The organism is Staphylococcus caeli (genome assembly GCF_900097965.1).
In the GTDB taxonomy this organism is placed as follows: domain Bacteria; phylum Bacillota; class Bacilli; order Staphylococcales; family Staphylococcaceae; genus Staphylococcus; species Staphylococcus caeli.
Genome location: NZ_FMPG01000002.1, coordinates 262,511 through 285,049, shown reverse-complemented (window position 1 = coordinate 285,049; position 22,539 = coordinate 262,511). Strand labels below are relative to the sequence as shown.

The 22,539-nt window shown below is 32.6% G+C and carries 19 protein-coding genes; 10 read left to right on the top strand and 9 right to left on the bottom strand.

Annotated features, from left to right (window positions below; genetic code table 11):
- Position 1 precedes the first annotated feature (1 nt).
- The 3 genes from BJS11_RS04205 to BJS11_RS04190 all read right to left on the bottom strand — a co-directional run bounded on the left by BJS11_RS04205 (position 2) and on the right by BJS11_RS04190 (position 2,830).
- Positions 2-1,063: an LLM class flavin-dependent oxidoreductase gene (locus tag BJS11_RS04205; protein WP_069995500.1), complete on the bottom strand. Its 1,062-nt coding sequence runs from the start codon at positions 1,061-1,063 to the stop codon at positions 2-4.
- Between the two features lie 13 nt (positions 1,064-1,076).
- Positions 1,077-2,003, bottom strand: coding sequence for a VOC family protein (locus tag BJS11_RS04200; protein WP_069995501.1), 927 nt, complete (start codon positions 2,001-2,003; stop codon positions 1,077-1,079).
- Between the two features lie 200 nt (positions 2,004-2,203).
- Positions 2,204-2,830 carry a GntR family transcriptional regulator gene (locus tag BJS11_RS04190; protein ID WP_245167064.1) on the bottom strand — a complete coding sequence of 209 codons (627 nt, stop codon included), beginning with the start codon at positions 2,828-2,830 and terminating at the stop codon, positions 2,204-2,206.
- A gap of 97 nt (positions 2,831-2,927) precedes the next feature.
- Between BJS11_RS04190 and BJS11_RS04185 the strand changes: the two genes are divergently transcribed.
- Genes BJS11_RS04185 through BJS11_RS04175 form a run of 3 tightly spaced genes read left to right on the top strand, consistent with a single transcriptional unit; the run spans position 2,928 to position 6,572 of the window.
- Positions 2,928-3,812, top strand: a complete 885-nt coding sequence (locus tag BJS11_RS04185; RefSeq protein ID WP_258953787.1) for an NAD(P)-binding domain-containing protein — start codon at positions 2,928-2,930, stop codon at positions 3,810-3,812.
- Positions 3,813-3,820: 8 nt separating this feature from the next.
- Positions 3,821-5,197, top strand: a complete 1,377-nt coding sequence (locus BJS11_RS04180; RefSeq protein WP_069995505.1) for a four-carbon acid sugar kinase family protein — start codon at positions 3,821-3,823, stop codon at positions 5,195-5,197.
- A gap of 13 nt (positions 5,198-5,210) precedes the next feature.
- Positions 5,211-6,572 (top strand): gluconate:H+ symporter, encoded by a 1,362-nt coding sequence (locus BJS11_RS04175; RefSeq protein WP_069995506.1) that lies wholly within the window; start codon positions 5,211-5,213, stop codon positions 6,570-6,572.
- A 53-nt stretch (positions 6,573-6,625) separates the two neighbouring features.
- Here BJS11_RS04175 and BJS11_RS04170 read toward each other — a convergent pair whose 3' ends face one another.
- Genes BJS11_RS04170 through BJS11_RS04160 form a run of 3 tightly spaced genes read right to left on the bottom strand, consistent with a single transcriptional unit; the run spans position 6,626 to position 8,954 of the window.
- Complete coding sequence (locus tag BJS11_RS04170; protein WP_069995507.1) at positions 6,626-7,288, bottom strand: ABC transporter ATP-binding protein; 663 nt, start codon at positions 7,286-7,288, stop codon at positions 6,626-6,628.
- Between the two features lie 14 nt (positions 7,289-7,302).
- On the bottom strand, positions 7,303-8,352 hold the full coding sequence (locus BJS11_RS04165) for an ABC transporter permease (protein ID WP_069995508.1): 1,050 nt from the start codon (positions 8,350-8,352) through the stop codon (positions 7,303-7,305).
- Between the two features lie 26 nt (positions 8,353-8,378).
- Positions 8,379-8,954, bottom strand: coding sequence for a LysE family transporter (locus BJS11_RS04160; protein WP_069995509.1), 576 nt, complete (start codon positions 8,952-8,954; stop codon positions 8,379-8,381).
- Positions 8,955-9,084: 130 nt separating this feature from the next.
- Here BJS11_RS04160 and BJS11_RS04155 point away from each other — a divergent pair, with 130 nt between their 5' ends.
- Together BJS11_RS04155 and BJS11_RS04150 are read left to right on the top strand one after the other, a co-directional pair.
- Positions 9,085-9,633, top strand: a complete 549-nt coding sequence (locus BJS11_RS04155) for a helix-turn-helix domain-containing protein (RefSeq protein ID WP_069995510.1) — start codon at positions 9,085-9,087, stop codon at positions 9,631-9,633.
- Positions 9,634-9,863: 230 nt separating this feature from the next.
- Positions 9,864-10,889, top strand: a complete 1,026-nt coding sequence (locus BJS11_RS04150; RefSeq protein ID WP_069995511.1) for a DUF418 domain-containing protein — start codon at positions 9,864-9,866, stop codon at positions 10,887-10,889.
- A gap of 78 nt (positions 10,890-10,967) precedes the next feature.
- Here BJS11_RS04150 and BJS11_RS04145 read toward each other — a convergent pair whose 3' ends face one another.
- Both BJS11_RS04145 and BJS11_RS04140 read right to left on the bottom strand, forming a co-directional pair.
- Positions 10,968-11,387, bottom strand: coding sequence for a DUF2871 domain-containing protein (locus tag BJS11_RS04145; RefSeq protein ID WP_069995512.1), 420 nt, complete (start codon positions 11,385-11,387; stop codon positions 10,968-10,970).
- A 137-nt stretch (positions 11,388-11,524) separates the two neighbouring features.
- Positions 11,525-12,394, bottom strand: coding sequence for an oxidoreductase (locus tag BJS11_RS04140; protein ID WP_069995513.1), 870 nt, complete (start codon positions 12,392-12,394; stop codon positions 11,525-11,527).
- 81 nt (positions 12,395-12,475) lie between these two features.
- On the opposite strand from BJS11_RS04140, the gene panB reads away from it, so the two are divergent.
- The 3 genes from panB to mqo all read left to right on the top strand — a co-directional run bounded on the left by panB (position 12,476) and on the right by mqo (position 15,864).
- Positions 12,476-13,288, top strand: coding sequence for a 3-methyl-2-oxobutanoate hydroxymethyltransferase (gene panB, locus BJS11_RS04135; RefSeq protein ID WP_069995514.1), 813 nt, complete (start codon positions 12,476-12,478; stop codon positions 13,286-13,288).
- A complete protein-coding gene (gene panC / locus BJS11_RS04130) occupies positions 13,285-14,133 on the top strand; it encodes a pantoate--beta-alanine ligase (RefSeq protein ID WP_069995515.1) in 849 nt (282 codons plus the stop codon). Before panB ends, panC begins: the two co-directional genes overlap by 4 nt.
- 243 nt (positions 14,134-14,376) lie before the next feature.
- A complete protein-coding gene (mqo, locus tag BJS11_RS04125; RefSeq protein ID WP_069995516.1) occupies positions 14,377-15,864 on the top strand; it encodes a malate dehydrogenase (quinone) in 1,488 nt (495 codons plus the stop codon).
- A gap of 105 nt (positions 15,865-15,969) precedes the next feature.
- Here the strand turns inward: mqo and BJS11_RS04120 are convergent, their stop codons facing one another.
- Positions 15,970-16,815, bottom strand: a complete 846-nt coding sequence (locus BJS11_RS04120; RefSeq protein WP_069995517.1) for an SDR family oxidoreductase — start codon at positions 16,813-16,815, stop codon at positions 15,970-15,972.
- A gap of 655 nt (positions 16,816-17,470) precedes the next feature.
- Between BJS11_RS04120 and BJS11_RS04115 the strand changes: the two genes are divergently transcribed.
- Together BJS11_RS04115 and BJS11_RS04110 are read left to right on the top strand one after the other, a co-directional pair.
- A complete protein-coding gene (locus BJS11_RS04115; protein WP_081333936.1) occupies positions 17,471-21,991 on the top strand; it encodes an Ig-like domain-containing protein in 4,521 nt (1,506 codons plus the stop codon).
- A 218-nt stretch (positions 21,992-22,209) separates the two neighbouring features.
- Complete coding sequence (locus BJS11_RS04110; protein WP_069996717.1) at positions 22,210-22,533, top strand: hypothetical protein; 324 nt, start codon at positions 22,210-22,212, stop codon at positions 22,531-22,533.
- Positions 22,534-22,539 lie beyond the last annotated feature (6 nt).

Genomic DNA, 22,539 nt, shown 5'->3' with positions numbered 1-22,539 from the left:
CCTAATTTTTCAAATGTTTTTTAACACCTGGGATAATTTCATTGCCGATGAGTTCAATATTTTTCATAATTTTGTCGAAAGGTACACCACCAAAATCAATTTGAGCCATAAATCTTTGGTGCTGGTAAAGTTCGTGTTGGTAAAGAATTTTTTCAATAATTTGTTGTGGACTGCCAACCATTAATGCATCTCTATGGTCTGGGGCATGAGCAAATTGTTGTTTTGGATAGCCCGCGCCTCTAATAAATGACATGCCAACATTTAAGTGAGGATAGAACTCGCGTAATGCATCTTGCGTTGTGTTTGCAGTATAGAACAAGCTCGCAGTTGAGACAGGTAAAGACTCAGGAGAAGTGTTGAAACCATGTTCTTCTGCAGTTTCTCTATAAGCATCTACGGCATCTTTAAATGTCATTGCGGGACCACCTAATGTAGTGATCATCATTGGAATACCTTGGCGACCAGCTTTGATGGCACTTGCAGGTTGACCACCAACTGCGCGCCATATTGGTAACGTATTATCGATAGGTCTAGGGAAAATTTTCATGTTTTTTAAATCAGGTCTAAATTGACCAGACCACGTAATTTTATCTGTTTGATTTAGTTCCATTAACAAATTAAGCTTTTCTTCATATAGTTCATCATAATGATTTAAATCCAAACCAAACAAGTCGAAAATACCAGTACGTGAAGCGCGTCCAGCAACAATCTCTGCACGTCCATGAGAAATTAAGTCTAATGTTGCGAAGTCTTCAAAGACTCTGACAGGATCGGCAGCACTAATAATTGAAGAAGAACTAGAGACTTTAATCGTTTTAGTAGCTTGAGCAATCGCACCTAATACGACTGTATGTGCTTGTGTAGTGAAATGCTCTTGATGACTTTCTCCTACACCAAAGACATCAATACCTGCTTGTTCTGCTAATTGACTTGCTTCAATTAATTCTTGAATACGCTGTTCATAACTTACTTTTTGACCATTTTCTGGATTGAGTAAGTGATCGCCAAGGGAATAAAGCCCGAATTCCAATGGTGTATTTTCATTCATTTTTAAAATTGCCATTATGCATCATCCTTTATAAATCATGTAAATTTTTTTCTATTTCAGTCCTTTGTTGCTCCATAAAATCAGGTAAATTGAGTTGTTTACCTAAATCCTCGATGTTTGTATCTACTGTAAAGCCAGGTTCTTCCGTAGCAAATTCATACAAAATGCTATTATGACGATAATATAAAGATTTGAAAAAGTAACGGTCAATAATGCCACTATTATTTCCTGGGTTATGATTGATAGTATCTAACGTATTTTTTAAATTGTCATCTGTTGGTGTATTGACCGCAATATGATGTACATAGCCTTGACCAGGTCGTGCACGACTTCCTTCTTGTTCCACTATCACAAAGTCAGTATATAATCCATGTGCGTCTAAAGTCATTACCGTTTCATCTGTGTCTTGTCGAGGTGTGTAATGTAACGCTTGAACAAGAAAGTCTATGGTTGGCTGTGTATCCCGCAAACGTAATTCAACTGGTCCCATACCAAGTATTTGATATTGAGTTGGTATGTCTGAATATGGATTTTTACGCCAAGCCTGTGGTAGTTGGTACTCATCATTTGCAAGTAAAATAATTTCTAAACCATCTATATCTTTAAATAAGAGTGCTGATTGATTTAAATAAGTCATTCGTGTCGTAGTTATATTATGTGTATTTAAACGCGATTCAAAATAATCTAAAGCTGTTACATCTGGTACAAGTAGTGATAAACGATGGATGCTATTAGTGCCAGGTCTATTTTTTCCTAAGTTAGGGATTTCAAAAAAGCTAAGTAATGTACCCGCAGAGCCAATTTCATCACCAAAGAATAAGTGATACATAGTTGGGTCGTCTTGGTTAACAGATTTTTCAACTAAACGTAATCCTAATATATTGGTATAAAAGTCTTTATTCAATTGAGCATCTTTTGTATACATTGAGATGTGGTGATGACCAGTAATATTCATTTAAATCCCTCCGATAATTTAAGTAGGTGCGTAATCCTTATACATATTTCTGTTCGTAAATATACTGAACTTGTTAGTATAAAAAATATACTTGTTAAAAATAATATATACCCATTTGTTAGAAAATGCAATACGTATGCAATGCACATAGTCAAAATAAAACCACAGTCCTTAATTGGTATATGGACTGTGGTTTGATGTCATTCGTTATTTTTAAAGTCTAAGTAATAAAGGCTAAATTCTAAATCCTTTTTTAAATGTGATTCTAATAAAGTAACAGCTAAATCAATATTTCTATTATAAAGTGCAGTTACAATTTCTTTGTGTTCTTCAATTAACCCTGGTCTCCGTTGATTTATAACAGTTTGACTAAACAAATAGATAAAGCTTTTGTATTTTTGATAGGTATCTAATATAAATTGATTGTTAGTAGCAGCAATTATTTTTTGATGAAACTTATCATTAATTTCTATAATTTCAAGTTCATCTCCATAATCGATATCAATATTTGTGTAAGATTCTAATTCATGCAAATCTGATTTAGTATATACAATTGCTGCTTTTCTTAGTGCATATGTTTCTAACAATATTCTCATTTCAAATATTTGCCTATATTCTTCTGTTGTTGGTATAAAAATATAAGAATCTTTAATAAAATATTCTAATTCTAATTGTTTTAATGCCTCTCGAATTGGAGTTCTACTAACATCATATTTTTTTGCTAATTTTGCTTCAGTAATTTTTTCGTTTTTCTTCAAATTACCAGTAATAATGTCATTTCTTATTTTTTGGTAAATGGTTAATTCATTGCTATTCAAATTTTTCACCTCATCTATTTTAGTTTACTATAAAAAAACTTCCAATAAAATGTATACATTTTATTGGATATGGTATACAATTATTTTGTAAACGTTTTCAGAAAGGGTGTTGAAATTGAAAATTGGATTTATTGGATTAGGTATTATGGGAAAACCCATGGTTAAAAATTTACTTAAAAGTAACATTGAAGTATTGGTAAATGATTTAAATAAAGAAGCAGAAATAGAAGTAGCAAATGATGGTGCCGTAGTAGTTTCTATCCAAGAAATGGCAAAAGAATCAGATTGTATTATAACCTCATTGCCCAATGGTGCCATTGTAAAATCCGTACTATATAGTGGGGAAAATGCTATAACAAAACAAATAAATAGTAATGTCAAAACAATCATTGATACTAGCTCACTAACACCTAATGAATCTTTAGAAATTAGTAAAATACTAGAAGAAAAAAGTATCAAATATATTGATGCGCCAGTGAGTGGCGGTGAACCATTAGCAATTACTGGAGAGTTGTCAGTAATGATTGGTTGTGCAGAAAAAGACTTGAAAGAAATACAACAAATATTATCTCCTATTGCATCATCTGTTATTAGAGTTGGAGATGTCGGAGCAGGAAGTGTTGTGAAATTAGCGAACCAAATTATAGTGAATACAAATATTGCTGCACTATCAGAAGCCGTAGTATTAGCGAAAAAATTTGATATAGATCTAGAGAGTATGTATGAAGCAATTAAAGGTGGACTAGCTGGCTCTAACGTTATGGATGCTAAATTCCCTAAAATGATTAATGAAGATTATAGAGCAGGTGGAACTATAAATATAAATATGAAAGATATGAAAAATGTGAATTCTACTGCTGATACTGTAGGTTTGACATTACCTTTAGCAAATCAAGTTAAAGAAATATATAAATCGGAAGTAGCTCAGGGAAATGGTATGAATGATCATTCAGGTATCATAAAATATTTCGAAAAAATCAATAATATGTAGGTGGAAAAATGTTAAATGCAAGCTTAATTAGTGAAACAATAGGCGATAATTTTGATAAAAATCTCGATGAATTCAAATATAAAATTATAGTTCTAGATGATGATCCAACTGGTACACAAACTGTGAAAGATTTACCAGTATACACAGAATGGACTGAATCATTGATAGAAGATGGTTTTAAACAAAGTAGTAACATGTTTTATATTTTGACAAACTCCAGGGCATTAAATGAAACGGAAACAACAATTTTACATCAAGAGATTAGTAGAAATATTGAGAAAGTGTCTAAGCAATTAGATACCCCTTATATTATTATAAGTAGAGGTGACTCAACATTAAGAGGCCACTTTTACCTTGAGCCAAAAATTTTAAGTGATACATCAGATAACGCTTTTGATGCTGTATTTTATTTGCCAGAATTTTTTGAAGGTAATCGTTTTACTTATAATGGAATTCATTATCTTAAGGAATCTAATTCGTATATTCCTGTTTCTGAGAGTGAGTTTGCTAATGACACAACATTTGGTTTTAAGGCAAAAACCATGTCAGATTTTATAGAGGAAAAGAGTAAAGGAAGTATTAAAGCAAATGATGTTAAAAGAATAACTTTAAATCAGATACGTAAACGAGATAGAAAATCAATAAATCAAGTTTTGGATGAGGTGTCAAATTTTGATGCTGTGGTAGTTGATGCATTAAATGATGAAGATATGGACTATTTTGTATCATGTTTAACAGCATTTTTAATGAATAATGATAAAAAATTTATGTTTAGAACTGCAGCTTCATTTGTTAAAGCGATGTGTCAAACGCCTGGTGAGATCATTGATTTAAAGCAATATGGTTCACAAATAAATGGAGGATTAATAATTGTTGGTTCTCACGTTAAAAAAACATCAGCGCAACTAAAACACCTATTAGAAAATACAAATATAACTGCCATTGAATTCGATGTAAAAGCAGTTACTAGAGATGATTTGAATGAATATATTAAACAACAGATTAATAGGGTGATTAAGTTACTTAAATTAAAAAAAGATGTCGTAGTTTTTACTTCTAGAGATGTTATTAGAACAGAAGATTTATCTAATAATTTAAGTATTTCAACTAATATATCAAACGCATTAGTTGAAATCGTTAAAGGTTTAACGATAAAACCAAGATTTATTATTGCTAAGGGTGGCATAACTTCAAGTGATGTTGCTACAAAAGGTTTAAATATAAAGAAAGCACAGGTTATTGGACAAATAACTAAAGGTGTACCGGTTTGGTTAACTGGTAATGAGGCGAAATACAATCAAATGCCGTATGTTATTTTCCCGGGAAATATTGGAGATGATGAAACACTAACTGAAGTATACAAAATGAATTCTATAGATATATAAAGGGGAGAGATTTATGTTGGGAGAATTTTGGCCACTCATCGCAGTTGTAATTGGTGTGATTATATTATTAATGCTGATTATGTGGTTTAAGTTAAATACTTTTATTTCATTAATTATTACTTCTATGGTTACAGGTATATTACTTGGAATGCCTTTAGATTCAATTGTTGAAACTATTGAAAAAGGTATGGGAGACACATTAGGACATATTGCTATTATTTTTGGGTTAGGTTCAATATTAGGGAAATTACTATCAGATGGTGGTGGAGCGACACGTATTGCTGACACGCTAATCAATGTGTTTGGAAAAAAATATGTAACTTGGGCAATGATTATTGCATCATTTATTATAGGGATATCTTTATTTTTAGAGGTAGCTTTTGTTTTATTAATACCTTTAGTATTTACGTTAGCTAAGAGAATGCAAATTTCAAATCTCAAAGTTGGTCTACCAATGGCTACATCGATTGCAGTGACACATGGATTTTTACCTCCACACCCAGGACCAGTAGCAATATCTGAAGCTGTGAATGCTAATATTGGTCACGTGTTAATGTACGGTTTTATCATCGGTATACCATTAGCAATAATTGTGGGGGGGATTTTCCCGAAAATAGCGTATAGATTAACACCGGATGCTTTTAGCAGAGAAGGAAATCAAGCTGCAGTGGGTGAAGTAAAAGAGTTGGATGAAGATAATTCTCCAAGTTTTGGTATAAGTATACTTACAGCTCTTTTACCAGTTATTTTAATGTTATTTGCAACTGTTGTTCAACTTATAACAGGAAATGAAGAAGGTCATGCAAAAGGTGTTGAAGGCTTCATTTATTTTATTGGAACATCTGTTACAGCGATGCTAATTGCAGTTTTGTTTGCGATTTATTCAATGGGAATTAGAAGAAAACAAAACATGAAGCAAATTATGGATACAGTAACTAATGCGATAACACCAATTGCTATGTTGATATTAATTATTGGTGGTGGTGGTACCTTTAAACAAATACTTATCGATGGTGGTGTCGGTGATACTATTTCTGAGATATTTAAAGGAACAGAGATGTCACCGCTTATACTAGCATGGCTTGCAGCAGCATTGTTACGTACTGCATTAGGATCAACTACTGTTGCGGCCATATCTTCTGTTGGAATAGTATTACCGTTATTACAGTCAACGGATGTAAATATTTCATTGGTAGTATTAGCAATTGGAGCAGGAAGTATATTTTGCTCACATGTTAATGATGCAGGTTTTTGGATGTTTAAAGAATATTTTGGTTTAACTATGAAAGAAACATTTTTAACTTGGACTTTATTAGAAACAATGTTATCTGTTGTTGGACTAGGTCTCATATTAGTAATGAATTTAATTATTTAACAAAAAGAACGCCGTTACTTACATATGATGCATTAAATAAGTAACGGCGTGTTTTATTTAGCTTTTAAAATACCATCTTCCATATGATATACACGATCACAGAATTTAGTTAAACGTTCATCATGCGTTACGACAATACCAGTTTTATTTTTTTTAGCGGTTTGTTCTTTTAAGATATTCATGACTTCCATAGCATTGTCAGTATCTAAGGAAGCAGTGGGTTCATCGGCTAGTATTAGAGAGGGATTTGTATAAAGTGCCTTCGCTATCGCGACACGTTGTTTTTGCCCACCTGATATTTCACTTGGCAGTTTATTCACAATATCATTTAAATTCAGTTGATTCATTAGTTGTGTATAGTTTTTTTCAGACATAACGTTTTTCTTCTGTTTTTGTAATAATTTAAATTGTTGTTTAACATTTAAAAAGGGAACAAGATTCGTAGATTGCAAAATAAAACCAATTTCTTCCATTCTTGTATGTGCTAATGCTTTTTGCGACATTTGAGAAATACGCTTATTATTTATAATGATTTCTCCGGAACTGGGTGTTTGTAGGGCACCTGCCATAGTTAAGAATGTACTTTTACCAGATCCTGAAGGTCCAATAATCGCAATAAGCTCATTTTTATTAAATTTGATTGTGGTAGGTTTGACGGCTTCAATGATTTGATTTCCATCTTTGAAGCTTTTAGTTACATTTTTAAATTCTAGCATGTCTATTCTCCTTATTATCCTATGGCTTTCAGTGGATCTACTTTTCTAATTGTTAGAATTGAGAAAAGGCTGCCAATTAATGAAACAGCAATCAGTACAACACCATAAATGGTTAATGTCACGATACTAAATTTAATTGGAACTACAGATGGTAAAAAGGCACTCGTAATTATAGTTAAAATTAAACCAATCAGCGTACCAATTAAAGCAATGATAAATGTTTGAGATAATACAACTTTTGCTAGATAACCATTTGTGAAGCCTTGTGCTTTCAATACCCCAAAAAGATTTGTTTTTTGTAGTGTTATTACATAAAGAAAAATACCAATTACTGTTGCAGAAATAACAAGTAAAAATATAATCATAAAGTTAAGTGTTAGATTTTGTGCTTGATATCCTGGCAAGTTTTTAATAAAGTTTTCGATTTTAATGGCTTCTAAATTATTGGGTAGAGATTTCTTTTGCCAATTCGCATCTTTGACTACGACTGCATTTGTTTTATCTGAAGATAGAGAAGGATTTAATTTTTGAATTGTGTTGTTATTAGAAAATAGCACAGGTGATGCATTGTATTTTGCACTTTCACTAAAGCCCACAATTTTTAATTTTTCATCAGATTGTGATAGCGATAGTTTATCGCCTAGCTTAAAGCCTTTATCTTTTAAGGACTCGTCTGCAATGACTTCATTATCTTTATGGAATTTTTTCCCTTCAATCATTTTTGGCACTAAAAACGATTTGTCAGTAACACCAAATAACAGCGCGTTCTCTTCATGCGTGCCATTAGAAATAATAACGCCAGACTGTTTCAGAGTTGTTTGTTTTTTTAATGAATTTGAAACATCTTCTTTGTTAAATAGGGACTGTTCGACCGTTTGATTCGCATCCTTATTTAACACAATTGCATCAGCTTGCCATTTATCGATACCCTCGCGATTCATATTCATTAACCCGCTGGCTAAGCCGGATAATAAGAAAAGCAAGTAACTAATCATTACTAAAACGCCAATGATAAGACTGAATTTCAATTTGTTGCGCTTAATTTCATTCCAAGCTAAAAACATAAGTTTCTCCTTTACATATATCGCATTTATTCTAAAAGTATCATAAATGCTAATAAAATGAGACAAATAGACATTGAAATTTTATAAATTGAATTATATTTCAATAATAGTTTTTTGAAGCATAGCCCCATTGCTGCCCATGCAACAGCACCAGAAGCACCAATAAGAGCGATAATAAGTGTATAGCTCATTGATGATAATAAACTTAAGTTTTGGGTAGTGACATATGTTACGATTGCAGTCAGCACATAGACAATCGTTTTAGGGTTCATGTATTGAAGATAAAGTCCATCTCTTAGACGATATTTACTGTTCTGTTTTTCATCATCAGTTTTGTGCTTAAAGACTGAATAGGCAAGATATAATAAATAAAAGAAACCAAAAATTTTAATAATTAAAATGAAACTTTCAAAATATGTTGCCATATACTCGCTAAAAATTAAACATAACAGCGACAAAGTTAAAAAACCTAAACCAATTCCGAATAAAAAATGCATAGTACCTCTCATTCCGCTACGTAAAGCGCCATCCAATGCTAATAAATTGTTAGGACCGGGTGTGTAACTCATGAAAAATGTATAAACTATAAATGATATAAACAAATTGCATTCTCCTCACATCATCCGTTATCATGGAAATAGTTGGAGGATATTCCATTTTACGGGATATTTCCTATTAAAAGGATTTTATATCCGTTTTAGTGGAAAGTCAATTATAAAAGGGGTCTTTATGATGGAATTTCATAAAATAGTAGCTAAAAACATTTATTTATATAGAAAGAAAAACAAAATTAGCTTGGAGAAACTCTCTAAATTAACAGGTGTCAGTACCTCTTCATTGAATGAAATTGAAAAAGGGAACACAATTCCATCGATAAACACAGTATGGAAAATAAGTAATGGTCTAAAATTATCATTCAGTAGTCTAATGAGTGAAGCGGAATCTGATTATATACAAGTGAAAAAGGAAGAAGTTGTGCCTGTCACTGAAGATGAAGGAAAGTATCGCGTTTATCCTTATTTTCCATTTGAAAAAAGTAAATCATTTGAGTTTTTTTACGTTGAGCTAGATCCTGGAGCGACTTTACAATCTGAACCACATTTGTCCGGTTCAGAGGAATCTATCATTATTACTGAGGGCGAATTAGAAATGCATTTAGAAAATGAAGTACTGGAGTTAAAAAAAGGTGATGCCTTGAGATTCAAGTCAGACATAGCGCATAGTTATATTAATCCTGGAAAGGTTAAGACATTGATTTCTATGGTCATTGATTATAAGTAATAGCACACTAAATCAAAGTTAAAAAATTAAATTATATTAAGATAAATTCTTAATTAAAACCAAACTGCGAATTCTAATGAATTGAATTAGAATTTGCAGTTTTTTCATAACAAAATTGTCATATCATTTTCACATAGAAATAGGGTGACGATAGGGTTACTTTGATAAAATACAATAACCATAAAGATAAATATGTAGTTTTAAATGATAGAAAGCAAAGGAGTATTGGCTTGCAGAAAATTAATAATAGAATAGAAACATTAGATTTTTTAAGAGGTTTTGCTTTATTAGGTATTATACTAGTGAACATTGTTGCAATAGCGAATCTAGGAGCGTCAGATTTATCTTCGGATATTACCTATAGAAAATTCTTAGATTTCTTTATAGAAAGTAAATTCTTTACCATATTTTCATACTTATTTGGTATAGGATTCTATATTTTTATGCAAAGAGCTGAGTATAAGATTGGAAATAAATACATTATATATCTTAGACGTATTTTCGTACTTGCTGTATTTGGTTGTTTACACATGTTATTACAACCAGGTGAAGCATTATTGGTCTATGCAATATTTGGCATAATTGTAATTCCGTTCTTTAAGTTAAATAAATATATTAACTTAGTATTGGGATTAATTATACTAACTTTAACGTTATATTTAAATGCTAAAATTTTAACACCATTACCATATTTTATTTTGGGCTTAGCATCTGCTCAATTTGGACTGATTTTCAAATTTGAAAACCATAAAAGATTATGGGGTCTCGTTGCTACGATTTCTGGTGTAATATCCATACTAGGTTGGTATATGCTAGAAAAAAATTATATTGTACCGCAAATCGATTTATTAACAACACAGGAACAACAAAATTCAGAAAAATATATCAGTGCCGTTGATCACTATAATCATTTAATTTTTATTTTCTCTCCTTCCATGAGCATATTTTATGCATCGTGTCTTATTTTATTATTAAATGTGAATTGGTCACGGAAACTATTAGCACCATTAAAGTATTATGGAAGAATGGCTTTGACAAATTATATTGGACAAACACTACTGATTTATTTAGTATTAATTACCTTTACAGGAGCGCATTGGACATATATAGATACTTTATGGATTTGTCTGTTCATTTATTTCACACAAATGACAATAAGCGTCTTATGGTTAAAATTCTTTAAATTAGGTCCGTTGGAGTATGTATGGAAGACAGCAACTTATATGCAATGGATTGACAATAAAAAAACAAAATAGTAAGCAAAAAACCTAGCGCATACCATTGATTATGTACTAGGTTTAATTTAATTGTATGTGTAACAAGTCTTAAAAGCCTTACTTTGCAGTTGTAAGTGCATTGATACGTTTGTTTAATAAGACAAAGAATAAAATGAAAGCTAGTGTAATCATGATATGTCCTAATCCAGCAATACCAGCAATTGCAGGACTCACACTGAAGCCTTTCATTGCAGCAATACCGTTAATAAATTGCATAGCGACAGTTACAAGTACGCCTAAATGAAAAATATAAAAGAAACTATTGAAAAGTTGTTTGTGTTTAGTTAATTTTAGCTGATATTCGATAATCATAAAAATTAAAAACATAATCGTACCAAGTACTAGTAAATGTGTATGAGTAACATTTAACTGTGAATATCCAGTAAAGTTTTCAGCTTTAGACATTTCACGATAGAAAAGGCCACTTAATAACCCTAAGAGTGTATAAAATGCAGAACTGTACATTAATTTTTTCATTATTATTACCTCCATATTGTTTATGATGGTAATATAAATCTTATTTATGAACTGTATATGAACTTTTAACAATTAAATAAAGAGAAATTCAACTTTCATTATATAAATAAAGCGTATACTAGTTATTGGTATGCGCTTTATTTGTCTATTATTGGTTGTTGTGCAAGTAATAGTGCATAGATTGAATCGAGTATGGGTGTTTCTAATTGATGTTTTCTAGCTATAGAAAATAAATAGCCTTGAATGCCCTCTATCTCTAATGGTTTATTAGCCAGGATATCATAATACATGCTGGTCCCCATATTAGAAGGATAGCCTTCATATATTTCAAGAATATCATCGACAATTTTATGATCAAACAAGATATGCTCAGCTTTAGCAATGGCTATACCTTCCAAGAGTAATTGTCTGCAAAGCGTCTTCATACCAGGGACTTCTAACACAGAAGCAGTGGAACGACTTAATGCTGTAACACTATTAATCGCTAAATTAACGAGCAATTTATACCAAATAGCTTTATTGATATCTTCAGTAAGCTCTATATTGAGCGCGGAATCCGCAACTAATTTAGATAGTTTTTGAGTGTGGAGATTACGTTCTAATATAATCTTATGATCACGATAGTGAGTGACTATATTACCTTTTTTCTGCCCACTAATATAAACAACGCCTTGATATACGTGTGGATGATCAAATTTAGATAATTGTCCCTGTCCATTTTGCGCTAAAATGATAATCGTTTCTGAATGTAATAAATGACTATATTCAGATAGGACAGAATCGAGTTGTGGTATTTTTACAGCAATAAAAAGCACATCAACTGGTTGATGATGTACATGAAGCGGCGCAACATCTAAAGTATACGCTGTCTTTGTGTCCCCATTTGTATAAAATTGAAGTGTTTCAGCGCGACGTCCGAGTAACTGTATATTAGAATTCAAATATTTAAGGTCAAATGCAATTGTACTTCCTACTGCACCGGGACCGATAACGGCAATGTTGATCATGTTTTGTATTTCCTTTTCTAAAAAGATTGGTTAATATATGAATAACAATAATAATATATCAAATTGTGGAGTTGATTTTAATTGAAAACGTTAAAACAGTTACAAACAATGAAAGATAATCAAGAAAAGATTTCAATGGTAACAGCCTATGATTATCCAAGCGCTAGACAAGTTGAAGCGGCAAATATAGATATCATACTTGTAGGAGATTCATTAGGAATGACCGTTTTAGGTTACGAGAGTACAGTACAAGTAACTGTTGAAGATATCATGCATCATGCAAAGGCAGTAAGACGTGGAGCGCCTGACACTTATATTGTAGTAGATGTTCCATTTGGTGCAGTTGGCGTGAATGAACAATATGATTTAGAAAATGCAATCAGACTCTATCAACAAACGAATGCAAATGCGATCAAAGCAGAAGGTGCTCATTTGACAAAGTATATTAAAAACTGCAGTAATATGGGCATTCCAGTAGTATCGCACTTGGGTTTAACACCGCAAAGCGTGGGTATTATGGGATATAAAATGCAAGCCAATAATAAAGAAGCGGCGTTGCAACTTATAGAAGATGCATATGCAGTACAACAAGCGGGAGCAATCATGCTCGTCTTAGAAGCTGTTCCAAGTGATTTGGCGCGTGAAATTTCTCAGAAACTACAGATTCCAGTCATTGGAATTGGTGCTGGCAAAGATACAGACGGACAAGTTTTGGTTTATCACGATATATTGAATTATGGCGTTGAACATCAAGCGAAATTCGTGAAACAGTATGGCGATTTTTCAATAGGTAGTGATGCATTAGCTCAATATAATCAAGAAGTAAAAAATTCGGAATTTCCAAGTGAAGCACACACATATAAAAAACAAGTGATGAACGAGGTCACAGAATGATAAGAATTATCAAAACAATTAAAGAAATGCACCAGATTATAAATAATCACAAAGACAGACAGCACACTATTGGATTTATTCCAACAATGGGTGCTTTACATGAAGGACACTTGAAAATGATGTCTATGTCTGCAGCTGAAAATGATATTACTGTAATAAGTGTATTTGTTAATCCATTGCAGTTTGGACCTGATGAGGACTTAGCATCATACCCTAGAGATATTGAAGGTGATATGTCTAAAGCAAGTTCGGTAGGGGTAGACTATATATTTTTCCCAAGTGAAGCAGAAATGTATCCATCTGAACCAATAATTGAAGTGAAGGCTGGTCGTTTGGCAACTGTATTGGAAGGCGCCGAGCGACCGGGTCATTTTGATGGTGTTGTAACAGTTGTTAATAAGTTGTTTAATATTGTTAGACCGCATAAAGCATATTTTGGAAAAAAAGATGCACAACAATTAGCTATTATAGAAAAAATGGTGGAAGATTTTAATCATCCTATAGAAATAATTGGCGTAGACATTGTAAGAGAAGCAGATGGACTTGCGAAAAGTTCACGTAATATATATTTAACACAGGATGAAAGAGCAGAAGCTGCGCATTTATATCAAAGCTTAAGTTTAGCACAATCATTATATGATCATGGTGAACGCAATAGTGAGACTATCATTAAAGCAATGCGTACTTATATAGAAGAACATACGAGTGGTCATGTAGAAACTGTTGCAATTTATAGCTACCCTGAACTTGTTGAGCAATATGAAATTTCGGGGGATATATTTATTTCACTTGCAGTTAAATTTAGTAAAGCACGTTTAATAGATAATATCATTATAAATAAGTGATTGAATAGTTTTACTAAATAGGAATATTAAATTCAAATTAATTCATATACTTGTAATATATAATTTACAATTTTTGAGGGTTGTTTTATCATATAGTATGAGAGATATTTATCGAGAAAAATATATTAATAGGCTGTCATATGATATATGAACATCGTTTACAGAAGACATGTATCAATGTGTTATATGAAACTATTAAACATTATTTTATATTGAAAAGTGAATACGAAAGGTGGAACAGCGATGAGAGATTCAAACTCAAAAGACGTTATTTTAATAGGTGCTGGTGTTTTAAGTACAACATTTGGCACATTGTTAAAAGAACTCGCACCAGAATGGAATATTAAACTTTTTGAAAGACTCGACAAACCTGGAATTGAAAGTTCCAATGAACGTCATAATGCTGGTACTGGACATGCTGCATTATGTGAATTGAACTATACGGTTGAACAAAAAGATGGCTCAATCGATGTTGAAAAAGCAAAAGAGATTAACGAGCAATTTGAGATTTCAAAACAATTTTGGTCTCATTTAGTGACAAGTAATCAAATTCAGAATCCTCAAGCTTTTATACGCCCATTACCGCATCTTAGTTTTGTACAAGGTGATAAAAACGTAAACTTCTTGAAAAGACGCTTTGAAGCTTTATCACCACTGTCAATGTTTAAAGGAATTGAATATACAGAAGATCATAATAAGTTAAAAGAGTGGATGCCATTAATGATGGAAGGGCGTGACCCTAACGAAATAGTGGCAGCTAGTAAGATTGATGAAGGTACAGATGTTAACTTCGGTGAACTTACTAGAAAAATGGCTAAAAATTTAAATGAACATGAAAATGCTGAGCTCTTCTATAAACATGAAGTTCAAGACTTTAGTCGCCGCAAAGATGGTAAATGGGAAGTTAAAGTAAAAGATTTAAAAACTAAGAAAATAGAGCACCATATCACTGATTACCTATTTATCGGAGCTGGTGGAGCAGCAATTCCATTATTACAAAAAACTGGCATTCCAGAAAGCAAACATTTAGGTGGCTTCCCGATTACTGGTGAGTTTTTAGTATGTAACAACCCTGAAGTTGTAGCTAAACATGAAGTGAAAGTTTATGGTAAGGAACCTGAAGGTACACCGCCAATGACTGTTCCACACTTAGATAGACGCTACATTCAAGATGAAAAATCATTATTATTTGGTCCGTTTGCTGCAATTGGTCCTAAATTCTTGAAAAATGGTTCTAATTTAGATTTATTTAAATCTATTAATACAAGCAATGTTGTAACGATGTTATCAGCAGCAGCCAAGAACTTCCCACTTATTAAGTATTCAGTTCAAGAAGTGTTAGCTAAAAAAGCTGATCGCATGAAAGAACTGCGTCGCTTTGTACCTGATGCGAAAGATGAAGATTGGGATATCATGCAAGCTGGAAAACGTGTACAAGTTATCAAAGATACGAAGGAACACGGTAGAGGATTCATTCAATTTGGAACAGAAGTTGTTAATTCAAAAGACCATTCAGTAATTGCATTGTTAGGAGAATCACCTGGTGCTTCTACTTCAGTGTCAGTTGCTTTAGAAGTTATTGAGAAAAACTTCCCTGAACAAATTAAGCAATGGGAACCTAAATTGAAAGAAATTATACCTTCATATGGTCAATCACTTATTGAAGATTATCAATTACTAAAACAAATTCGTGAAGCAAATGACGAAGCATTAAAATTAAATAACAAATAATCATTAAATTACCCTTGAGTTATTTTGGCTCAAGGGTTTTTAATATATAAAGTATGTTTTGCTGTTTTGTGCCTTTATCTATAGGAGCATAAATTCACACTATTTTTAATAATTTTGTTGTAAAAAATGTTCGAATGTTTCAGGCTGATCACCTGTTAATTTTTCGAAATCTGAGCTGTGTTGTTCTAAAAGTCCCATTGATGCTGCTTTATACATAGAAGCGAGCAATGGACCAAAACCTTTAGGTTCATCATACATCTTGCCAAAAGTATCCAATGAAACGGGATCATAATTAATTTTAGAACCTGCAACATTAGATAAAATACTTGCCAATTCTGTCATAGAATACGTGTGACCTGATAAGAGGTAACGTTGTCCTAATAGATTTTGATTAGATAAGATAGCAATAATACCTTTTGCAATATCGTGTCTAGAGATGTAATTGATTTTTCCATCTCCAACTGGATAGATAAGCTTTCCTAATTCTGCTAATTCTGGGAGGTAGTCAACAAGTGGATCCATATACATTGCCATTCGAACATAAGTATAATTTAAGCCACTACTTGCAAGTAATCTTTCTGCATAACCAAAATAAGGACTCATGTGAAAGGGGTTATTATATTGGTCGGCATAGTAACCAATGAACATAATATGATTAACATTTGCTATTTTTGCAGCATAAACTAAGTTTTCAACTTCAGGCAATCTATTGTATGAGGGATGAATAATGCTTGGAATAAAAATAACTAAATCAATATTTTTGAATGCAGTAACCATACTTTCTTGATTGAAATAATCCAGTTCTCTAACTTCTAAAGCTTGTTTCCACGTATCAGAAACTTTATTGATGTTTCTAACCCCAATACTAAAATTTTCTATATTTTGTTTGATAGCTTGATTTGTAATATGTGTGCCTAAATGTCCAGTAGCTCCAGTTAATAGTATTTGCATAAGTAAATTCCTTTCTTGTACTTGTATTTATAATTGATACAAATGAAGGTAATGTTTTTAATGTGAATTGTCAAATTTAATAGTCAAAAATTAAAAAATCACTATCTTTGTTATTTGCAAACTATTTTAAAGTGCAATCTTTTAAAAAATAGTATATAGATGTTTAACTTTTATTACCCATCTCATTGTTTAAAAATTATAAAATAAATTTGCATTGCGTACTATAATATACAAAATTAACAACGAATTACATCATAAATTGCTAATTTGATGAAAATTAAATTCTACGATTGGTTATTATCTAATTCAATTGGAAATATCAACTTATTTATTGTTGGAAATCTTTGTTTTTTGATTTTGTGATTTACTCTGATTTGAGTGCATTATGTTAGTAACTTTACGAAAATGATATTCAAAAGTAAATTATTTTCAATAAACGAATGTTTTTGTATATAAAAGTGATTTGTTAATGTTAAAATTAATTATGTTAAATGCAATGTTGTGCAAGTATTATTAAGGTTAGTAAATATGATTATTTTCTGATAATTGTGCAAAATTAAAAAAATGGTTAAATGAAACGTAAGATACTTCTTGATTTTTTTTATTGAATTGAATAATATTAAATTGTATAAACTTTATTTTGAGGTGGGAAAAGATGAAAAACAGACAAGGGTTTTTACCTAATAGATTAAATAAATATTCTATTAGAAAATTTACAGTTGGTACGGCATCATTACTAGTAGGAGCAACATTAGTATTTGGTGTAGGAAGTGAAGTTCAAGCAGCAGAATTAGATTCTATTACAGATAATAATGCAAAAGATAATAAGGGTGAAGCTTTAGATATATCGGACATAAAAGCTGCTGATGAAAATACATCTTCTGAAGATGTGGTTCAATCATCAGAAGAAAATGAAACTACAACTTCGAATGAATCGAATAATCTAGATACAGAAAATAGTGCTTCAGAAGATACATCAGAAACTTCTGTAGAAAAAACAAATGAAGATTCAACAACAGAAACTCCAACAACAGAAGCTCCAATAAAAGAACAAACTTCAACGGAAGAAACTCCTACGAAAGATAATTCAACGGAAACACAAACAGATAAGAGTGATTCAAATACAACAAAAGAACAAAGTCCTGATACTACAACTGAAACACCTTCAAAAGAACAATCAACTAGCGAAAATGTAACAACAGATAATAAAACAAAACAGCAAAGTAAAGACGACACAACTGCTACAGAAACACCTAAACAGGAACAAGCAACTAACAAAAAACAAACTAAAAAAACAACGGCTACAGCAGATAAGAAAAAAACATCAAAACAAACAACAACTACAGTTAAAAAAGCAAAACAATCTGCGTTGGAAACAAAATTAAGTTCTTCAAAAAATAAAGAAGCAACTGTTGAATCGTTTTTAAATAGTCAAGTATCTGATGCGGAAGCACAAAAAATAATGGACAACGCTGACATTAATTATGACACTGCAACAGCAGAAGAAATTAATGTTGAAATTTTAAAAGCGTCTTTAATAACATTAGTCAATAGTCAAAAAAGTGCAGAGACTTTAGCGACACCAACGCGTACAATGTTTCGTGCAATGGCAACGCCAACAGCACTTGCAGCAGCTGTAGATCAAAGTGAAGAAGTCGAAAAATCATTAGGTTATTTGGATAACTACACATTTGCAACATTAATGTTTAATCCTAAGCCATTAGATTCAGACACAATTTTAAAAGGGAATTATATACCGTTTGATATAAATAGTTATATGTCAGGGGCAAACTCAGGTGATAGATATAAAATTGATTTGAAACTAGATCCATTAATTGCAGACCATGTAACAAAAATCACAGCTAATCCAGCAGGTAGATCAACACCTGTAGAATTTACTAGATTACGTGATGAAAATGGTAACCTTACTGATATTTGGGAAATTAATTTCATCAGAGCGAACGGCGGTCTGTTTGGTGGAGCTGAAATTCTATCTCAATATAAAGCTACGAACGGTAGAATAGAATTGGATGACACAGTTGAAAATATCCTGAAAGCAGCTGGAGATTTAAGTAATAACAAACTTAACTACCAAATGTATGTACGTGACTCAGAAGGGAACAAAATAGTAAGAACATCAGAAAGTAGTGGTTATTTCTTAACAAAAACGGATGCAGATTTAATTCAGTTACAGAATAATGTTTCTAGTGACAGTAAAACTGCATTTCAAGCAAGTACAGGTTCTGCAACATTTGATCCGACAATAGGTACAAATGGTGGGTTTATTGTTGATCAGCAAATTATGAAAGACGGTATCTTCACATATACAAGAGGAAAAGGTTGGAGTTATAATTTCCAAATTGATAAAGATTTATTACCTTATATCGATACGGCTGAATTACACTCACTAGACTATAAGGGATTAAGTGGTTTTGATAAAACGTATATCGCAGGTAATAAAGTAGCGACTCTGACGCTTGATGCAAATGGCAATGGAACAATTACAAGTTCAAATTTAAATGATTTAATTGAATTTAATAACTTAACACCAGAAACAGTCGGTATAAGAATTGTATTGAAATTAAATCAAAGTGCAAATAATATTTTGACACAAGATGCACAATATGATGCACAAGGTAATTTGATTGGTGAAACAGTTAGGCAGAAAGAAGATTTCACTTTTGCCGGATACTTAACAGATAGTACAGGTAAACTTATCAATAATACTATGGGTACTGCAACATTAGCATTGCAAGATTATGATAGAGATGGTCTTTTAGACAGATATGAACGTCAAGTATCATTCAGTGATCCTGAAAACAATGACACTGACGGTGATGGTAAAAATGATGGAGATGAAGTTGTAAAATACAAAACTTCACCATTAGTTGGTACACCTGTCGCGGCTGATGTTACTACTGATGACGTTGTTGTTACAGGAACAGTTCCTTTAAAAACTGGTGCAGCAACTCAAACTGCAAAAGTTATTAATGCGAGTGGTGTAACTGTAGGATCGGCAACAGTAAATGCAGATGGCACATTCTCAGTCTCTATTCCAAAATCACCAGCAGGTACATATACAATAGCAATTGATTCGCCAAATTACGATAACGACGAAGTGAGCAAATTTAATATTATTGATGTATCAAAAGTACCTGCACCAACGATTAATCCTGTTGATGATAATGATAAACAGTTAACAGTTAACGGTACAGCGGGTGCGACAATTACTGTAAAAGATAGTAATAATAATGTCATTGGTACCGTCACTATACCAGCAAACGGTGCAGCAGCAACAATTAATTTAAGTCAACCACTTAAGGCAGGTACAGTGCTTAATTCAACTGCGTCATTAAATGGTAAAGTAAGTGACGTTTCAAATACTGTAACAGTTACAGATGCTACGGCACCTGATGCGCCAACAATTAATACTGTAAATAGTGAATCAACACAAATCAGTGGAACAGCGGAAGCTGGTTCAACAGTAACGGTAACAATTCCTGGTAATGGAACTGTTACAGGTGTTGCAGATGCACAAGGAAACTATACTATTGCAATTCCAGATCAAGTTGATTTAAAAGGTGGAGAAACGCTTACTGCAACAGCAACTGATAAGGCAGGAAATGTATCTGAAAATGCCTCTACAACAGTTACAGATACGACAGCACCAGAAGCACCAACGGTGAATGACGTAACAAGTGACGATACACAAATTTCAGGAACAGCAGAACCAGGTTCAACAGTAACAGTAACGTTCCCAGATGGAACAACAGCAACAGGAACAGCAGATGATGAAGGAAACTACACAATAGATATTCCAACAAATGTTGACTTAAAAGGCGATGAAGATATCGTTGTAACTTCAACAGATAAAGATGGAAACGTGTCGGATGAAGCAACAACAACAGTTACAGATACGACAGCACCAGAAGCACCAACGGTGAATGACGTAACAAGTGACGATACAACAATCAGTGGAACAGCGGAACCAGGTTCAACAGTAACAGTGACGTTCCCAGATGGAACAACAGCAACAGGAACAGCAGATGATGAAGGAAACTACACAATAGATATTCCAACAAATGTTGACTTAAAAGGCGATGAAAATATCGTTGTAACTTCAACAGATAAAGATGGAAATGTGTCGGATGAAGCAACAACAACAGTTACAGATACGACAGCACCAGAAGCACCAACGGTGAATGACGTAACAAGTGACGATACAACAATCAGTGGAACAGCAGAACCAGGCTCAACAGTAACAGTAACGTTCCCAGATGGAACAACAGCAACAGGAACAGCAGATGATGAAGGAAACTACACAATAGACATCCCAACGAATGTTGATCTTAAAGGTGGGGAAACGTTAAACGTAACTTCAACAGATAAAGATGGAAATGTGTCGGATGAAGCAACAACAACAGTTACAGATACGACAGCACCAGAAGCACCAACGGTGAATGAAGTAACAAGTGACGATACACAAATTTCAGGAACAGCAGAACCAGGTTCAACAGTAACAGTAACGTTCCCAGACGGAACAACAGCAACAGGAACAGCAGATGATGAAGGAAACTACACAATAGATATTCCAACAAATGTTGACTTAAAAGGTGGAGAAGTGTTAGTTATAACAGCAACAGATAAAGATGGAAATGTATCTGAAAGTACTGTTACAACAGTAATAACTTCAGGAGAAAATCCAGGTACAGGAGAAAATCCAGGTACAGGAGAAAATCCAGGTACAGGAGAAAATCCAGGTACAGGAGAAAATCCAGGTACAGGAGAAAATCCAGGTACAGGAGAAAATCCAGGTACAGGAGAAAATCCAGGTACGGGAGAAAATCCAGGTACAGGAGAAAATCCAGGTACAGGAGAAAATCCAGGTACGGGAGAAAATCCAGGTACGGGAGAAAATCCAGGTACGGGAGAAAATCCAGGTACGGGAGAAAATCCAGGTACGGGAGAAGAACCAAATAATGGAAGTAATACTGTTAAAGAACCAACAAAACCACAAAAAATAAATGATAGTGGTAGACAAAATTCAGCAAATGAATTACCAGAAACGGGTGAAGATGAAGTCCGCAATGGTACATTATTTGGATCTATCTTTGCAGGATTAGGAGCAATATTATTATTTGCTAAGCGTCGTAGAAAAGAAGACGAAGATAAGTAAGTTATTTTGAAGAATTAAATTAAAATTTGGCCTTTCATCTTTTCTTGGATGAAAGGCCTTTTTAATTATAACTATGAATTCAAATGTTAAGTCGAAAATCCAGAATAATAAACTTATACTAATCTTAAAACAATTGCTCTTAATTAGTTAAAGATGTTTATCGATTGTGTATAATGTGTAAAATATAATATTAGAAGGATTTTAACTGGGGGATATCTATGTTTATTATCATTCAATATAGTAGAGGGAATACGTTATTTTATTTGAGAAATCAGAATGAAGAGCCGATTAATTCTAGAGTTGTGGCAATTCCATCTAAGGATTATAAAAGCATTTTATTATCACACATTGAAGAATTACTCATCCAAACTAATAATGAAACTGGTGTAATAGATTATATTTTTTTAGAAATGAATGAAATTGAAAGCTTAAATGTAAATGCAGTATGTGAAGTAAGTAGATATTTAACAAATAAATTGCATGCAGATGTAATTGTTACAAATAATATAGAAACAATAGAATATAATAAATATTTGAAATGAAAAATA

What these genes read in the sequence shown, in the direction of transcription:
- BJS11_RS04110 (WP_069996717.1), top strand. Translation starts at nt 22,210, where the DNA reads ATGTTTATTATCATTCAATATAGTAGAGGGAATACGTTATTTTATTTG.
- BJS11_RS04175 (WP_069995506.1), top strand. Translation starts at nt 5,211, where the DNA reads ATGTTGGGAGAATTTTGGCCACTCATCGCAGTTGTAATTGGTGTGATT.
- BJS11_RS04145 (WP_069995512.1), bottom strand. Translation starts at nt 11,387, where the DNA reads ATGAAAAAATTAATGTACAGTTCTGCATTTTATACACTCTTAGGGTTA.
- BJS11_RS04180 (WP_069995505.1), top strand. Translation starts at nt 3,821, where the DNA reads ATGTTAAATGCAAGCTTAATTAGTGAAACAATAGGCGATAATTTTGAT.
- BJS11_RS04165 (WP_069995508.1), bottom strand. Translation starts at nt 8,352, where the DNA reads ATGTTTTTAGCTTGGAATGAAATTAAGCGCAACAAATTGAAATTCAGT.
- BJS11_RS04155 (WP_069995510.1), top strand. Translation starts at nt 9,085, where the DNA reads ATGGAATTTCATAAAATAGTAGCTAAAAACATTTATTTATATAGAAAG.
- panC (WP_069995515.1), top strand. Translation starts at nt 13,285, where the DNA reads ATGATAAGAATTATCAAAACAATTAAAGAAATGCACCAGATTATAAAT.
- BJS11_RS04205 (WP_069995500.1), bottom strand. Translation starts at nt 1,063, where the DNA reads ATGGCAATTTTAAAAATGAATGAAAATACACCATTGGAATTCGGGCTT.
- BJS11_RS04115 (WP_081333936.1), top strand. Translation starts at nt 17,471, where the DNA reads ATGAAAAACAGACAAGGGTTTTTACCTAATAGATTAAATAAATATTCT.
- mqo (WP_069995516.1), top strand. Translation starts at nt 14,377, where the DNA reads ATGAGAGATTCAAACTCAAAAGACGTTATTTTAATAGGTGCTGGTGTT.
- BJS11_RS04200 (WP_069995501.1), bottom strand. Translation starts at nt 2,003, where the DNA reads ATGAATATTACTGGTCATCACCACATCTCAATGTATACAAAAGATGCT.
- BJS11_RS04170 (WP_069995507.1), bottom strand. Translation starts at nt 7,288, where the DNA reads ATGCTAGAATTTAAAAATGTAACTAAAAGCTTCAAAGATGGAAATCAA.
- BJS11_RS04120 (WP_069995517.1), bottom strand. Translation starts at nt 16,815, where the DNA reads ATGCAAATACTATTAACTGGAGCTACTGGACATTTAGGCACACATATT.
- BJS11_RS04140 (WP_069995513.1), bottom strand. Translation starts at nt 12,394, where the DNA reads ATGATCAACATTGCCGTTATCGGTCCCGGTGCAGTAGGAAGTACAATT.